This is a genomic window from Phytobacter diazotrophicus (assembly GCF_052061655.1).
Classification (GTDB): domain Bacteria; phylum Pseudomonadota; class Gammaproteobacteria; order Enterobacterales; family Enterobacteriaceae; genus Phytobacter; species Phytobacter diazotrophicus.
The window spans coordinates 5508353-5523962 of the sequence record NZ_CM125428.1 but is presented as its reverse complement, the minus strand read 5'-3'; the positions used below and the strand labels follow the sequence as shown (position 1 = coordinate 5523962).

Below are 15610 nucleotides of genomic sequence, written 5' to 3'. Positions count from 1 at the left end.
ATGAGTGTGAATGCGCAGGCAGGGGCGAAGGTTCGTCAACTGCATAAGTTTGGTGGGAGCAGTCTGGCTGATGTGAAATGTTACCTGCGCGTCGCGGGGATCATGGCGGAATATTCGCAACCGGGCGATTTGATGGTCGTTTCGGCAGCAGGCAGTACCACTAACCAGTTGATTAGCTGGCTTAAATTGAGCCAGACCGATCGTCTCTCTGCGCATCAGGTTCAACAGTCGTTACGTCGTTACCAGAGCGAGCTGATTGCCGGGTTGTTGTCACCGGAGGTGGCTGATGGCCTGATTAGCGAGTTTATTCGTGACCTCGAGCGCCTGGCCGGGTTGCTGGACGGTGGCATTACCGATGCGGTCTACGCCGAAGTGGTGGGGCATGGGGAAGTGTGGTCTGCGCGTCTGATGTCTGCCGTACTGAATCAGCAAGGGCAAGCGTCGGCATGGCTTGATGCGCGCGAGTTTCTGCGCGCGGAACGTGCGGCACAGCCGCAGGTCAACGAAGGTGCCTCCTGGCCGCTGTTCCAGCAACTGCTTGCGCAGCATCCGGATAAACGTATCGTTGTGACGGGTTTTATCAGCCGTAACGAGGCGGGCGAAACCGTACTGTTGGGGCGTAATGGTTCTGACTATTCGGCAACGCAAATTGGTGCATTAGCCGGTGTTACCCGCGTGACGATCTGGAGCGACGTGGCCGGGGTGTACAGCGCCGACCCGCGTAAAGTGAAAGATGCCTGCCTGCTGCCTCTGCTGCGTCTGGATGAAGCCAGCGAACTGGCCCGTCTGGCAGCACCTGTACTGCACGCCCGAACCTTACAGCCGGTATCCGGCAGTAATATCGATTTGCAGTTGCGTTGTAGCTATAACCCGGAGCAGGGTTCCACGCGTATTGAGCGCGTGCTGGCATCGGGCACGGGTGCCCGCATCGTCACCAGTCATGATGATGTCTGCCTGATCGAGTTTCAGGTGCCTGCCGGGCAAGATTTCAAACTGGCGCAACGTGATATTGAGGTGATCCTCAAGCGCGCTCAGGTTCGTCCGCTGGCGACAGGCGCGCACGCTGACCGTAATTTGCTGCAACTCTGCTACACCTCGGAAGTGGTGGATAGTGTCTTTAAACTGCTCGACGAAGCCGGTCTGCCGGGCGAGTTGCGTTTACGTCAGGGGCTGGCGCTGGTGGCGTTGGTCGGGGCGGGCGTTTGCCGTAATCCGTTGCATAGCCACCGTTTCTGGCAGCAATTGAAAGGCCAGGCCGTGGAATTTGTCTGGCAGTCAGATGAGGGTATCAGCCTTGTTGCCGTGCTGCGTGTGGGGCCAACGGAAAGCCTGATTCAGGGGCTGCATCAGTCACTGTTCCGCGCGGAAAAACGCATTGGCCTGATGTTGTTTGGTAAAGGCAATATTGGTTCTCGCTGGCTGGAACTGTTTGCCCGCGAACAGAGCGCGCTGTCTGCCCGTACCGGGTTCGAATTTGTTCTCGCAGGGGTGGTGGATAGCCGCCGCAGCTTGTTGAATTACGATGGTCTCGACGCCAGCCGGGCGCTGGCTTTCTTCAATGATGAGGCGGTCGAGCAGGAGGAAGAGGCGTTATTTCTGTGGATGCGTGCGCACCCGTACGATGATTTGGTGGTGCTGGATGTCACCGCGAGCCCACAGCTTGCCGACCAGTATCTGGATTTCGCCAGCCACGGTTTTCATGTGATCAGTGCCAATAAACTGGCAGGTGCCAGCAGCAGTAATAAATACCGCCAGATCCACGACGCATTTGAAAAAACCGGACGTCGCTGGTTGTATAACGCCACCGTCGGGGCCGGGTTGCCGGTAAACCATACGGTGCGCGATCTTATCGACAGCGGCGACAGTATTCTGGCCATCAGTGGTATCTTCTCCGGTACGCTCTCCTGGTTGTTCCTGCAATTTGATGGCACCGTGCCGTTTACCGACCTGGTCGATCAGGCCTGGCAGCAGGGATTGACCGAGCCCGACCCGCGCGTCGATCTCTCCGGTAAAGATGTGATGCGTAAGCTGGTCATTCTGGCGCGTGAGGCAGGCTATGACATCGAGCCAGACCACGTGCGCGTGGAGTCCCTTGTGCCGACGAGCTGTGAAGAAGAATCTATCGACCACTTCTTTGAGAATGGCGATGAGCTGAATGAGCAAATGACACAGCGTCTGGAAGCCGCTCGCGAGATGGGGCTGGTGCTGCGTTATGTGGCGCGTTTCGATGCCAACGGTAAAGCGCGTGTGGGTGTAGAAGCGGTGCGTCCGGAACATCCGCTGGCGGCACTGTTGCCTTGCGACAATGTGTTTGCCATCGAAAGCCGCTGGTATCGCGATAACCCGCTGGTGATCCGTGGGCCGGGAGCCGGTCGTGATGTCACCGCCGGCGCAATTCAATCGGATATCAACCGCCTGGCGCAGTTGCTGTAGTCGGTAGGTTTTCTCCCTCTCGCTGTGTGAGAGAGTTGGGGTGAGGGCATCAGCGCGCACTCACCCCATACCGCCATGAACTTTTTTCATCTTCGCTGAACATTCCTCACGCATTATGATGATTTTCCTGTTGACGCCCGTCCGCTTTTCCGTCATTTTTACATCTGGACGTCTAAACGGATAGATGTTCGTAGCGCAATAAATAACAACACGCGATTGATGAGGTAAGGTATGAGCTTTTTTCACGCCAACCAGCGGGAAGCCCTGAATCAGAGCCTGGCTGAAGTGCACGGTCAGATTAATGTTTCATTTGAATTTTTTCCGCCGCGCACCAGTGAAATGGAACAGACCTTGTGGAACTCCATTGATCGTCTGAGCAGCCTCAAGCCGAAATTTGTCTCTGTCACCTACGGTGCCAACTCCGGCGAGCGCGACCGCACCCATAGCATTATCAAAGGCATTAAAGATCGTACCGGCCTGGAAGCAGTACCGCACCTGACCTGTATTGATGCGACCCGTGATGAACTGCGTGCTATCGCAAAAGATTATTGGGACAACGGTATTCGCCATATCGTGGCGCTGCGTGGCGATCTGCCACCGGGTAGCGGCAAGCCGGATATGTATGCTGCCGACCTGGTGACCTTGCTTAAAGAGGTGGCGGATTTTGATATCTCCGTTGCTGCTTACCCGGAAGTGCATCCAGAGGCAAAAAGCGCACAGGCAGATTTACTTAATCTGAGACGCAAGGTTGAGGCGGGCGCTAACCGTGCCATCACCCAGTTCTTCTTCGACGTAGAAAGCTATCTGCGTTTCCGCGACCGCTGTGCGTCCACGGGCATTGACGTTGAAATTATTCCGGGGATCCTGCCGGTCACTAACTTTAAACAGGCGAAAAAATTTGCCGATATGACCAACGTGCGTATTCCGGCGTGGATGTCACAAATGTTTGAAGGACTGGATGACGATGCCGAAACGCGTAAGCTGGTTGGCGCCAGCATCGCCATGGACATGGTAAAAATTCTCAGCCGCGAAGGGGTTAAAGACTTCCACTTTTATACCCTGAACCGCGCGGAAATGAGCTACGCCATCTGCCACACACTGGGCGTACGCCCGGCGGTATAAGCCAGCGCAAATGCCGGGTGAGCGCATCATCCGGCGACGCTATATGCCACCTCGCCACAACAGAACGTGGTGTGCACATCATAGTTATCCTCCAGCACTACAATATCGGCGTCATAGCCGCGCTGCAGTTTTCCTTTGTGTCCGTCAAGCCCCAGCAGCCGCGCCGGATTGATCGTGCAGGATTTAAGCGCTGCGCCAAACGGCACCATCGCGCCTTCGACCATATTGTATAAACCGCGATTCAGATGCAGCGTGCTGCCGACCAGCACGCCATTCTCACGTCGCGTGGCGCCATCTTCACCTAAAATCATCGGTTCGCCGCCAAACATATAACGTCCTGGCGGGCATCCCTTCGATTTCATGGAGTCGCTGATCATAATGACGTCGTCGTCATTCTTCACCCGGTACAGATGGGAGGCAGACACTAGGCTCACGAAGATACCATCGGCGATCACTTCCCCGTACAGACCATCCAGGCGAAAAGCAGCACCGAGCAGCCCCGGTTCGCGATTTACATATTTCGCCATGCCGTTATAGACATGGGTAACGTTTTTCGCACCGTTGGCGACCGCTTCCAGCACCTGATCAAACGAGGCATTCGAGTGACCCATGTTGACGGCGATCCCCCGTTGCGCGCAGTAACGGGTCAGGGCGAGGCCTTTATCGTTTTCTGGCGCCAGGGTAATGGCGACAATGCGGTTCTGTGCTGCTTTTTCGAAGGTCTGAAACTCAGCCACGCTGGCCGGGCGAATCTGTTTTTCTGGCTGTGCACCGCGGTATTTCTGGCACAGAAAGGGACCCTCGAGATGAATCCCGAGGATCTCCGCGCCCGCATAACCTTCATCCATCACGCGGGAAATATTCTCCAGCGCAGAGATCAGTGTGGCATCGTCGTCTGTCACCGTGGTGGGGCAAAAAGCTGTGACCCCTTCTGCCGGGAGGTTCGCCGCCCAGCGGCGTAAGCCTTCGGGATTATTCTCGTTGGTATCGTAATCCCATCCGCCGTGAGCGTGGCTATCGATAAGGCCGGGGATAATACGGCGCTTAGTAAAATCGAAGTTGGCGTTGTCAGACAGGCCCATGACGACATTGCTGATCCGGCCATTCTCTATGTGAATCGTTGCCGGATAAAAGCCGCCGGAAAGCCAGACACGCTCGCTTTGGATGATCATGATGTCACCTCAGAGAAGGAATAAGTGAAGCGGCTTCCCGGTCACAGATAATGGTGACATCGGGATGCAATAACAAAAAAGATGCCGGGAAAAGCGGGTCAATCGCCGTGCATTCATAGAGCTGTTTCATGACGTGCGCTTTTGACTTGCCGTTGGCAATCAGCACAATCTCTTTGCTTTTGAGGATAGTCCCCATGCCAAGGGTAATGGCCTGGCGTGGCACATCTTCACGGCGTTCGAAGAAACGGGCGTTGGCTTCGATGGTCTCGTCATTCAGATCGATAACGTGGCACACCGGGCTGTGTGTACTGTGGGGTTCGTTAAAACCGATATGTCCGTCATGGCCGATACCGAGGACTGCGAGATCGAAATTGCCGTGGTCCTGAATCACGCGTTCATAGCGGGCGCATTCAACCGCCAGATCGGCGGCCAGCACATCGGGCACAAAGCGGTTTTCAACAGGCAGGTTGGCATGCTGGTAAAAGTAATTTTCAAGGAACCAGTAATAGCTCTGTGGATCGTCTTTGGTCAGCGGGATGTATTCATCAATATTGAACGAATACGCCTGCGAAAAATCCGCTTCGTTGTCGCGAGCCATGCGGCTCATCTCTTGTAATAAGCCGATTGGCGTGCCGCCGGTGGGCAGCGCCATCACTAAATTGGGTTTACGCTCCAGCGCCTGTGCGACATGTTTTGCCGCCAGCGTGCTCATTTCAGCGTAGTTATCCGTCAGGGTAAAGTTCAGCATCTGTTTTCCTTAACCGCCGATGGTAGCCTTGAGGCCAATATCTTCGGCGTACTGTTTTATCTGTGCGATCATGTCCCGCTGAACGGGCGGGAGATCATGAAGAAGGTAAGGCATACCGAGCTTTTCATATTTGCCGATGCCATAAATGTGATACTCCAGAATATCCACCTGCTGTACGGCGCTGCCGAGGCTGTGGATAAAATCAAGCCGCTTGCGGATATCTTCCGGCTGATCGTTACGCGTCGGGACGATCACCATGCGCGCCAGAATGGGCTTTCCTGTGGCGGCGATCGCTTTTGCGTTTTCCAGGATCAACCGGTTATCCACTCCCGTACAGGCAAGGTGGATCTCCGGGTCGAACGCTTTAAAGTCGTAAGAAACCATATCCACCGTGTCCACCAGGGGCAGCAGCTTGTCACGGCGTATGTTACCGGCAGTGTCGAGACAAAGATGAACACCTTCTGCTTTTAGATGCTGTGCGGTCTGCGTGATAAATTCCGCCTGCAGTGCGGGTTCACCACCGGAGAAGGTCACGCCGCCGTGGCTTTCATCGTAAAAGGCTTTATCGCGTAACAGCAGATCTGCCAGTTCGCGGGAGGTCATCTCTTTACCGACTTTTTCGTAGGCGTCGTAAGGGCAAATATCGACCATCTCAAGCAGGTTGCTACACTGCTTACGGTCAATATTCACCCCCTCGCCAGGTGCGGCAAAGGTAATGGCGTTATTCGCTGCCGCCTGCACACAGGAACCGCACTGACGGCAACGTTCTTTAAACCAGAACACGTTAAAGCCAGGCTTGATGGTTTCCGGATTCGCACACCACTGGCAGCGCAAATTACACTGCTGCATGAATACGGTACTGCGTATCCCCGGACCATCTTTGGTCGAGTAGCGCTGAATGCGGGATATCAAACCTGTTTTCATGGTGCTCTCCGCCTTACCAGGCCAGTTCTGTGCGGGCGATAATCGCATCCTGCGCTTCCGGCATCAGCGTTGAGAACAGCGCACAATAACCGGCCACGCGGACCATCAGGTTCGGATAATCTTCCGGGTGTGCTTTCGCCGCCCGCAAAATATTTGAATCGATAATATTGAACTGGTTATGGAAGATATTTTTCTCGCGGCTGGTCTCCATGAAGGCGGTGAATTTCTCCAGGTTTTCGTCGCCTTCCAGCGCGCTCGGGGTGAATTTCATATTCAGCAACTGACCGCCAGCGATTTTCTGGTTTGGCAGTTTCGCCACGGAGTTAATCACTGCGGTCGGGCCTTCTTTATCCGCACCGAGGCACGGAGACGCGCCTTCGTTTAGCGGCAGAGTTGCCAGACGACCATCCGGCGTTGCCCCTACATCAAAACCGTTCGGTACGTAAGAGGTAATGTTGGATGTGGACATGGTATAGCCACAGCCCTTCGGTCCTTTACCGTAGCGATCGGTTTTGTATTTCGGCAGCAGTTTCAGGTAGGACTCGAATACGTCGGCGACAATATGGTCGACATAGTCGATATCGTTACCGAACTTCGGTGCGTTGCGGCACAGCTTACGCACGCGGGCGCCTTCAATGCCTTCGAAGTTACTGTCCATCGCGTCGCGCAGTTGTTTGAGCGTGAGTACCTTGTCATCAAAGACCAGTTTTTTCACTGCGGCGAGGCTGTCGCCCACCACGGAAGGTCCGATGTTGGAGGAACTGACAAAGTCATATTCCGCGCCGCCGTTTTTCAGGGTCTTGCCACGCTCCAGCGAGCAGTTAATGGTCGCAGAGGCAAAGGCATCGGCATCGTGATATTTCAGTGCGCGATCGCATACCAGATCGCAGTCCACCGCCAGATCGGAGTAGAACTCCAGCAACTGGTTCCATGCTGCCCAGACTTCGTCATAAGACTCATAATTGATCTCGCGCCCCTCTTTGCCGTTTATTTTGACCAATTGGACGCCGGTCGCCGGATCGCAGCCGTTGTTCATGACCAGCTCAAGGATTTTGCCGAAGTTCACATAGGTCATGCCGGTGGCGCGGTGCCCCCAGCGGCCCGGAATGGCGGTTTCCACGCAGCCCATTGAGGCATATTCGCGCGCCACTTCTTCCGTCAGACCAAGGGTCATCATCGCCGGGATCACCACTTCGTCGCAGAAGATAGACGGCATGCCAAAGCCTTTACGGATCAATTTTGCAGCGTCCTGCATCAGCGAATGCGGGGTGTCTTTGGAGAAACGCACACTCAGGTTTGGCTCCGGCAGACCGGTCAGCGCCATGGCTTCCAGCGACAGATAAGAGAGATCGTTGGTGCCGTCAGTACCGTCCGGCTTCATGCCCCCCACCATCAGGTTGGAGTAGAGCGGGTAGCCGCCGCTGTACTGGGTGTGGCCCCACGGACGTACTTTGTTCAGGCTGTTGGTCATGATGAAGAAGTGGGTCAGGATCTCCAGCGCCTTCTCTTTGCTGATTTTGCCGGCGTTAATGTCTGCTTCGTAGTACGGCCAGACGTACTGGTCAAAACGGCCGAAGGAAAAGGAGTGGCCGTTACTTTCGATCATCATTAGCAGGTGGGTCAGATAGACCGCTTCCACGGCTTCGTAGAAGCTCTGCGCTTTGCCTTCCATCAGATGGGCGAACATCTCACTCATTGCCAGCAGCTCTTCGCGGCGTTTGGTGTCGGTGGTTTTCCCGGCTTCTTCTTTTGCCAGTACAGAGAAGCGCTTGCAGTATTTCAGCGCCGCTTCCATGGTGATGATAACGGCCTGGTAGAAGTCGGTCTGTTCTTCGGTCAGGTCTTTATCTTCGGCCAGATGCTGTCTGGCGATATCGCGCATGCCGCCGTAGCCGACTTCCAGCACGAAATCATGATTGGGGATGATGTGACCGTCACCAGACATGCTGATGCCGCCACGGTGCAGAACGCCCTGTTTCTCCGCCAGGCGGTTAATTTGCGGCAGGTTTGCCAGCACCTCATCCTGGTGAGTTTTTCCCTGCCAGTAATCTTGCAACACGCGCAGGCGCGCTTTGGTCTCTTCTGAAACCTGGAAGCTGTCACCGGAGCGTTTGTCGAATTCGTCCAGCTCGTCGATAACCCAGTTGAAGGAAAATTCCGGGAAGACGGGTGCGGCGAAGTTTGCACTGGCCTGGTTACCGACGATCAGCATGTCCGGCTCAATGTAGATCGTCATTTTTTCCAGAATGTCGGCCAGCGCGAGGGCGCGGCGAATAACGATCGATTTCCCTTCTGAGCGTTTGAAGGAGTCGGTAATGATTTCGGCACGTTCCGGGCAGAGGGTCGCCACGCGATGGAACATCTGATCCTGTTTTTTGGCGATGCGCGCAAAGTCGCAATCATTGTTGGTGGGTTTGAAGCTGAGCAATCCGTTCATAAATTCCCTCACTGGTGAAATGGTTTTATTGCATTTCATGCCTGAGGTGTGCTTTTGTCAACCATAAAATGATCTATTGTGTTCTTTTTGTCACAAAAGAATCCAAATAGAACATTTAAAGGCACAAAAAAACACAAGCGCCCGTGAAGGGCGCAGAGGGTTATTCGACGGTATCGGCGAGGATGAGTTCAGCACAGTGGCGGGTAAGAAGGGTCAGGACGTCGGCAGAAATGCCGCTTTGGCTGATTACGACATCAAAATCGTCCAGTTGGCCATGACCGGCAAGGAAGGTCTGGCCGAATTTACTTTTATCGGCCAGCAGGAATTTTTGCCGTCCGGCACGCGCCAGCGCACGCTTCACATGGGCATCAGTGATTTTGGGGACCGTCAGTTCCCCTTGTTCGTTGATGCCCTGAGTGCTCAGAAACACTTTGTCGGCATGCAGCGTAGTGAAGAACTCAGCCGTGCTAAAAGAGACCATTCCCTGGGTGTCATCTTCATACTCGCCGGGTGCGACAATCAATTTGATGTTGCTGCGGCCCTTGAGCAGGTTAACCACCGGCACGGAGTTGGTGATCACCATGATTTTTTTATCAAAGAGACATTGAGCAAACGCCAGCGCCGTGGTGCCGCAGTCGATAATGATCGTGTCACCATCTTCCACCCGTTCAGCCGCTTTTTGTCCAATCAGGTGCTTATCATCAACCATCTGTACGGATTTGAGCTGAAAACTGGGTTCCACGCTGGCACCGCTTGTCAGATACGCGCCGCCGTAGCTGGTTTTCACAATGCCCTGCTTTTCGAAGAAGGAGAGGTCGCGGCGAATGGTCATTTTGGTGACGCCAAACTTCTCCGCCAGGTCATTGACCACGACCTTTTTGTCCTGCTGCAGAATGGCATAGATGCGCATTCTTCTGTCTGATGATTGCATGGTGCGGGTTCGCTAAGAGGAAAAACGCACTATAAAGCACATAAACTGCAGTGACAATATCGCCAGAAAGGAACATAAAGAAACACTCCCGGACACTGCCGGGAGTGTGAATGGGTTATTCCCACTCTTGAAGGAAGCGCTGACCGTACTGGTCGGCGACCAGGAGCGCGGCGTACACCTGATCTGCTGTTGCCCCACCCGGCATGTTGTGGATGGTTTCGCCTTCGGCACAGGCCGCTTCTGCCACGATGCGCATTTTTGCAGGAATGTCTTCGGTAATATCCAGCTGTGCCAGCGTAATGGGCAACCCAACGGCGTGAGTAAGCGCGGCGACGGTTTCAATTTCTTCCGCTGGCGCGTTTTCCAGAACCAGTTGTGTCAGCGTACCAAAAGCGACTTTCTCGCCGTGGTAGTAGTGGTGCGCATCGGGAATGGCCGTCAGACCGTTATGCACCGCGTGTGCCGCTGCCAGACCGCCGCTTTCAAAACCCACGCCGCTCAGATAGGTATTGGCTTCAATAACACGCTCCAGCGCCGGGGTGACCACGTGCTGTTCTGCGGCCAGCATCGCTTTTTCGCCCTCTTCAAGCAGCGTGTTGTAGCAAAGCTCCGCCAGCGCTAATGCAGCCTGAGTGCACTGACCACCTGCCATGGTCGTGGCACCGCTGCGCGAACAGGCGCGAGCCTCAAACCACGTTGCCAGCGCATCACCGATACCCGCTGCCAGTAAACGAGCCGGTGCGCCAGCCACAATTTTGGTGTCGACAATGACGCGGTCCGGGTTATTGGGCAGCAGTAGATAACGGTCAAATTCACCGGCGTCGGTATAGATAACCGACAGCGCACTGCACGGTGCATCTGTTGAGGCGATAGTCGGCGCGATGGCGACAGGTACGCCCATAAAGTGCGCCAGCGCTTTTGCAGTATCCAGCGTTTTACCGCCGCCAATACCGAGCACGGCGCCGCAATGTGCACTTTCCGCGATAGCACGCAGACGGTCTATCTCATTTTGTGAACATTCGCCGCCGAAAGGCACCACTTCGCAGGCCAGTCCGGCATCGGCCAGGCTTTTTTGCAACGCCTCCTGGGCAAAACCTAAAACAAATTTGTCTCCCACCACCAGCCAGCTTGCTGCCAGTGGTTTGAGATACTCACCGAGACGGGTGATAACGTCTGCACCCTGAATATACTTACCTGGGGATTGAATAATGCGGTCCATATATTTCCTCCATTGGCGATGCGGGCCACGTACCGTGACCCTGACGCCCGGTTACAGGTTGAGATTGCCAAATGCGTTATTCCAGTCCTGCTCAAACTTCGCTATTGCTGACTCTACCGCAGGGGTATCGAGCATTTGTTGCGCTACATCCAGGGGAAGCGTGATAGCTTCGCAACCTGCCAGCAGGCAATCGAGCGCCTGGCGAGGGGTTTTGAAGCTGGCTGCCAGCACTTTGCTTTCCGGGGCATGTTGTTCCAGCAGGCTTTGCAGTTCTTGCACGGTGCGAATACCGTCTCCGCCCTGAGCGTCGACACGGTTGACGTAAGGCGCCACATATTTCGCGCCAGCCAGGGCGGCAAGCAACCCTTGTGCCGCGCTGTAAACAGCAGTGCCGAGTGTCGGAATGCCTTCTTTTTTCAGAAGCTTAATGGCGGCGAGGCCTTCGGAGGTGACCGGGATTTTGACAACAACGCCGGGTACGGTATTGCTGAGGCGTCTGGCTTCTTCCACCATCCCCTGCGCGTCGCGGCTCATGGTCTGGGCGAACAGAATGCCTTGCGGCCCGATAGCCTTTTGCAGGCGTGGTAACACATCCCAGATGGATTCTTTACCCGCAGCAACAATGCTTGGGTTAGTGGTCACGCCCGCGATGGGGAAGATGCGCGCCAGACGTTCGACTTCTTTCACATTGGCGGTGTCCAGGTACAGTTCCATGATACGTCCTCTTAAAGTTCAAGTTCGTGTTGCAGCAGGCTGGCGATAGCGTCGGCAGAAGCGGCGTTGACCAGCGCGTTGCGGAATTCTTCGTGCATAATGCGGCGGGCCAGGCGTGAGAAAATACGCATATGCTGGTCGCCAGCGGCGTGTTTGTTGAGTGTCAGCATGATGATGAATTGCGCATCGTCATCGCCCCAGCGTACCGGCGCTTTCAGGCGCGCCACACTGATGGTGGACTGCTCAATATGTTCAGATTTGCTGTGCGGAATAGCGAAGCTAAAGCCTAATCCAGTGGAGAAAACCGCCTCGCGCGCCCACAGATCGGCTTCCAGCTTGCGCGGGTAGCGACAACGGCTTGCCAGCAGCAGGTTGTCGGTCATCCCTTTGATCACCTCTTCTTTGCTGCGCCAGTCGCTGTTCAGGGTGATGCATTGGGCGGTAACCAGCGGCGCGTCTTGCTGGGTCATGCGGAACTGCGCCAGCAGATGCTCTACCTCCAGCGAGGTGCGACAAGCCATTGCCTGGTTCAGTAACTGGCGGCAGGCGCGGCTGTCGAGTTGCGCCATCCGTGCTTTGGCTGCGGGAATTGACGGCGCGCTCATGCTTATCTCGTCCAGTCCCAGACCGACCAGCAGCGGGAGCACAGACCCTTTCGCGCCAAGTTCACCGCACAGGCCAATCCATTTGCCCTGACGGTGTACCGCCTGCACCGCGTAATCCAGCGCACGCAGGAAAGCAGGATTCAGGCTGTTGTAATGACGCGTGACTTTGGCGTTGTCGCGATCGACCGCCAGCAAATACTGCGTCAGGTCGTTACTGCCAATACTAAAGAAATCAATCTCTTCGCAGCATTGATCGATAATGAACATGACCGAGGGCACTTCCAGCATGATGCCGAGCGGGATCTTTTCATCAAACGGAATGTGTTCATTACGTAGCTGCTGTTTGGCCTCCGCCAGCTTCTCTTTGACCCACAGGATCTCTTCCATTGAGGAGATCATTGGAATCATAATTTTCAGCTTGCCGTGTGCTGACGCACGGAGGATCGAACGTAGCTGGGTGGTAAACAGCGTGGCGTACTCTTCATAAATACGGACAGCACGATAACCGAGGAACGGGTTGGCTTCGGCAGGAATATTCAGATAATCAACGGGCTTATCGCCGCCGATATCCATGGTGCGCACAATAATGCTGCGTCCCTGAGCGGACTCCAGCGCCTGGCAAAAAATGTTGTACAGCTCGTTCTCATCCGGCGCGCAGGCGCGGTCCATATACAGCATTTCGGTTCGGAACAGGCCAACGGCTTCCGCGCCATTGCCAAAGGCCGCCTGCGCTTCCACGGAGTGGGCGATATTGGCGGCAACTTCCATGCGAATGCCGTCAGCCGTGCGCGCTTCCTGAGTCAGCCAGATACGCTGCTGCTCGCGCAGGGCTTCTTGTACGCGGGCCTCCTGCTGATAGTAACGAGCAACGGGTTCATCAGGGGCAACGACGATGGCGCCTGCGTTGCCGTCGATATAAACCGTCTGCTGTAGCCATGGTGACAACGCCTCAATTTCCACGCCAACCAGCGTTGGAATGTTGAATGAACGGGCGAGAATAACCGTGTGCGAGGTGGTGCCGCCGCTTTTTAACAGCAGACCTTTGAGAAAGGTTTTGTCCAGTTCGAGAAACTGGCTTGGCGTGAGTTCATCGGCCATACAGACCGCGGGTTGGGTGAGTTTTCCCGGCGCCGGGAAGCGCTGCTCGCCATAGATTTGCTGTAAGAGCTGGAAGCAGACATCACGAACATCCAGCGCGCGCTCCTGTAAATAGCTGCTGCTGGAACGGGCGAATTCCTCGCAGAAGTGGCTGCCGCTTTCGACAATCGCCTGAGCGCAGCTTAACCCGCGGGAAACACCTGCCAGCAGATGCTGACGCAGTGAAGCGTCACCCGCCAGCGAGCGGTGAGCTTCCAGAATAGCGCTGGTGGCACCGTCGCTGTCGAGCAGGCGGAACTCAATATTCTTGATTAATAGCGTCAGACCATTATCCAGCGCGGATTGTTCTGTTTCCGCATCTTTAGCGGGCGGCAGGGAACCCAGCGCGTCGAGATCCAGTGAGGAGAGCCGCGTCAGAACGCCCCCGGCGCTGCCGGTGCATACGCTGCGGGCGCGGAAAATCTGCGGATTCAGGTTTGTTAGTGAGGCCGGAAGGGGATCCAGTTCACTGCTTTTAACCTCTGCCAGCGGCGCATCACAGTGCGGAAATTCATCACGTAGCCACTGGCTCAGGCGTTGATGGGCTGCCTGTTCGTCGGCCCCAGAAATCAGTAACTGACAACTGTCGCCCGCCAGCGTGTCGGTGCCAATGAGTGCCAGCGCGCTCTTCGCATTACCCTTCCGGTCGGTGCGCAGATTATGCCACTCAATCTGTGAGGTAAAGGTGTTGCAAAGCGTCTCAACGTGGCTTGCCGGACGTGCATGGACGCCATTGGGCAGCTCACAGGTAAATTCCACAACCAGGGCCATAGCCTCTCTCCCATAACGATTACTTGCTACAGGATAAAAGGCCAACCACTGAAGGTGCCACGCGACAAATCTGTCAAAAACTGGACAAATGTAATGTAACCCTCAAAGTGAGAGATAACTCACAAGTCAATGCATGTCATATAAATTCCGAGATTAACTAAGTTATGAGGCGGATCGCATTTTTGTACTGATATTACAAAAATCCAGTAAATGGCCTTTTTATCCACTGTCTGCACCTTATCGGATTGCCTATTGTTTCCCGCATCAACGTTATGGATATGGGCCTTCACTGGCCCGGGAGCGACTTATGAAAGAGTTGGTGCAGATCCTGAAAAACACCCGTCAGCACTTGATGACCGGGGTTTCGCATATGATCCCCTTTGTGGTGGCAGGCGGTATTTTACTGGCGGTCTCCGTGATGCTGTATGGCAAAGGCGCTGTACCCGATGCCGCGTCGGATCCTAATCTCAAGAAACTTTTTGATATTGGCGTCGCAGGGCTGACGTTAATGGTGCCTTTCCTTGCCGCGTATATCGGCTATTCGATTGCCGAGCGCTCTGCGCTGGCGCCTTGTGCGATTGGCGCATGGGTAGGCAACAGCTTCGGCGCCGGGTTCTTTGGCGCGCTGATCGCCGGGATTATCGGCGGCATTGTGGTGCACTATCTGAAAAAGATCCCCGTGCATAAGGTGCTGCGCTCGGTGATGCCCATCTTTGTTATTCCTATCATCGGCACCTTTATTACCGCAGGCATCATGATGTGGGGGCTGGGTGAGCCGGTCGGCGCGCTGACCACCAGCCTGACCGCATGGCTGCAAGGGATGCAGCAGGGCAGCATTGTGGTACTGGCCGTTATTTTAGGACTCATGCTGGCTTTTGATATGGGGGGGCCCGTTAACAAAGTCGCCTATGCATTCATGCTGATTTGCGTGTCGCAAGGGGTTTACACCGTGGTGGCAATCGCCGCTGTGGGTATCTGCGTTCCACCGCTGGGTTTAGGGCTGGCGACGCTGATTGGCCGTAAAAATTTCTCTTCAGAAGAGCGTGAAGCCGGTAAAGCCGCGCTGGTGATGGGCTGCGTTGGGGTGACCGAAGGGGCGATTCCTTTCGCTGCCTCCGATCCGCTGCGCGTGATCCCCTCCATTATGATTGGCTCTGCCTGTGGCGCGGTAACGGCTGCGCTGTTTGGCGCACAGTGTTATGCCGGTTGGGGCGGCTTAATTGTTCTGCCGGTTGTGGAAGGCAAGCTGGGTTATGTTGCGGCCGTTGCCGTTGGCGCGGTGGTGACAGCGATCTGCGTGAACGTGCTGAAAAGTCTGGCGCGGAAGAAAGTGTCTCAGGTTGACGAGAAAGAAGACGACCTGGATTTAGATTTTGAAATGAATTAAGTGAGGAATG

11 protein-coding genes are annotated in these 15610 nt (G+C 55.2%); 3 read left to right on the top strand and 8 right to left on the bottom strand.

Going from position 1 to position 15610, the window contains the following annotated elements:
• Together ACS0RQ_RS26685 and metF are read left to right on the top strand one after the other, a co-directional pair.
• Entirely contained in the window at positions 1 to 2433 is a 2433-nt protein-coding gene (locus ACS0RQ_RS26685) for a bifunctional aspartate kinase/homoserine dehydrogenase II (RefSeq protein WP_039077292.1), read from the top strand.
• Between the two features lie 231 nt (positions 2434 to 2664).
• Positions 2665 to 3555, top strand: coding sequence for a methylenetetrahydrofolate reductase (gene metF / locus ACS0RQ_RS26680; RefSeq protein ID WP_039077291.1), 891 nt, complete (start codon positions 2665 to 2667; stop codon positions 3553 to 3555).
• A 26-nt stretch (positions 3556 to 3581) separates the two neighbouring features.
• Here metF and nagA read toward each other — a convergent pair whose 3' ends face one another.
• The 8 genes from nagA to ptsP all read right to left on the bottom strand — a co-directional run bounded on the left by nagA (position 3582) and on the right by ptsP (position 14213).
• Positions 3582 to 4727 (bottom strand): N-acetylglucosamine-6-phosphate deacetylase, encoded by a 1146-nt coding sequence (gene nagA / locus ACS0RQ_RS26675; protein ID WP_271850456.1) that lies wholly within the window; start codon positions 4725 to 4727, stop codon positions 3582 to 3584.
• 4 nt (positions 4728 to 4731) lie between these two features.
• A complete protein-coding gene (nagB, locus tag ACS0RQ_RS26670; protein WP_271850455.1) occupies positions 4732 to 5475 on the bottom strand; it encodes a glucosamine-6-phosphate deaminase in 744 nt (247 codons plus the stop codon).
• 9 nt (positions 5476 to 5484) lie between these two features.
• Positions 5485 to 6399 carry a glycyl-radical enzyme activating protein gene (locus ACS0RQ_RS26665; protein ID WP_271850454.1) on the bottom strand — a complete coding sequence of 305 codons (915 nt, stop codon included), beginning with the start codon at positions 6397 to 6399 and terminating at the stop codon, positions 5485 to 5487.
• Positions 6400 to 6412: 13 nt separating this feature from the next.
• Positions 6413 to 8836 (bottom strand): glycyl radical protein, encoded by a 2424-nt coding sequence (locus ACS0RQ_RS26660; protein WP_271850453.1) that lies wholly within the window; start codon positions 8834 to 8836, stop codon positions 6413 to 6415.
• A 160-nt stretch (positions 8837 to 8996) separates the two neighbouring features.
• Entirely contained in the window at positions 8997 to 9746 is a 750-nt protein-coding gene (locus ACS0RQ_RS26655) for a DeoR/GlpR family DNA-binding transcription regulator (protein WP_271850452.1), read from the bottom strand.
• Positions 9747 to 9882: 136 nt separating this feature from the next.
• Positions 9883 to 10986, bottom strand: coding sequence for a bifunctional L-1,2-propanediol dehydrogenase/glycerol dehydrogenase (gene gldA / locus ACS0RQ_RS26650; RefSeq protein ID WP_079498478.1), 1104 nt, complete (start codon positions 10984 to 10986; stop codon positions 9883 to 9885).
• Positions 10987 to 11037: 51 nt separating this feature from the next.
• The gene (gene fsa, locus ACS0RQ_RS26645) at positions 11038 to 11700 is read right to left on the bottom strand and encodes a fructose-6-phosphate aldolase (protein ID WP_271850451.1); all 663 of its coding nucleotides are present in this window, start codon (positions 11698 to 11700) and stop codon (positions 11038 to 11040) included.
• Positions 11701 to 11711: 11 nt separating this feature from the next.
• A complete protein-coding gene (gene ptsP / locus ACS0RQ_RS26640; RefSeq protein WP_271850450.1) occupies positions 11712 to 14213 on the bottom strand; it encodes a phosphoenolpyruvate--protein phosphotransferase in 2502 nt (833 codons plus the stop codon).
• A gap of 307 nt (positions 14214 to 14520) precedes the next feature.
• On the opposite strand from ptsP, the gene ACS0RQ_RS26635 reads away from it, so the two are divergent.
• On the top strand, positions 14521 to 15600 hold the full coding sequence (locus ACS0RQ_RS26635) for a PTS fructose transporter subunit EIIC (protein WP_271850449.1): 1080 nt from the start codon (positions 14521 to 14523) through the stop codon (positions 15598 to 15600).
• Positions 15601 to 15610: the final 10 nt, after the last annotated feature.

Coding starts and splice junctions, on each gene's coding strand:
- nagB (WP_271850455.1), bottom strand. CDS start 5,475: ATGCTGAACTTTACCCTGACGGATAACTACGCTGAAATGAGCACGCTG.
- fsa (WP_271850451.1), bottom strand. CDS start 11,700: ATGGAACTGTACCTGGACACCGCCAATGTGAAAGAAGTCGAACGTCTG.
- ACS0RQ_RS26685 (WP_039077292.1), top strand. CDS start 1: ATGAGTGTGAATGCGCAGGCAGGGGCGAAGGTTCGTCAACTGCATAAG.
- metF (WP_039077291.1), top strand. CDS start 2,665: ATGAGCTTTTTTCACGCCAACCAGCGGGAAGCCCTGAATCAGAGCCTG.
- ptsP (WP_271850450.1), bottom strand. CDS start 14,213: ATGGCCCTGGTTGTGGAATTTACCTGTGAGCTGCCCAATGGCGTCCAT.
- ACS0RQ_RS26635 (WP_271850449.1), top strand. CDS start 14,521: ATGAAAGAGTTGGTGCAGATCCTGAAAAACACCCGTCAGCACTTGATG.
- nagA (WP_271850456.1), bottom strand. CDS start 4,727: ATGATCATCCAAAGCGAGCGTGTCTGGCTTTCCGGCGGCTTTTATCCG.
- ACS0RQ_RS26665 (WP_271850454.1), bottom strand. CDS start 6,399: ATGAAAACAGGTTTGATATCCCGCATTCAGCGCTACTCGACCAAAGAT.
- ACS0RQ_RS26660 (WP_271850453.1), bottom strand. CDS start 8,836: ATGAACGGATTGCTCAGCTTCAAACCCACCAACAATGATTGCGACTTT.
- ACS0RQ_RS26655 (WP_271850452.1), bottom strand. CDS start 9,746: ATGCGCATCTATGCCATTCTGCAGCAGGACAAAAAGGTCGTGGTCAAT.
- gldA (WP_079498478.1), bottom strand. CDS start 10,986: ATGGACCGCATTATTCAATCCCCAGGTAAGTATATTCAGGGTGCAGAC.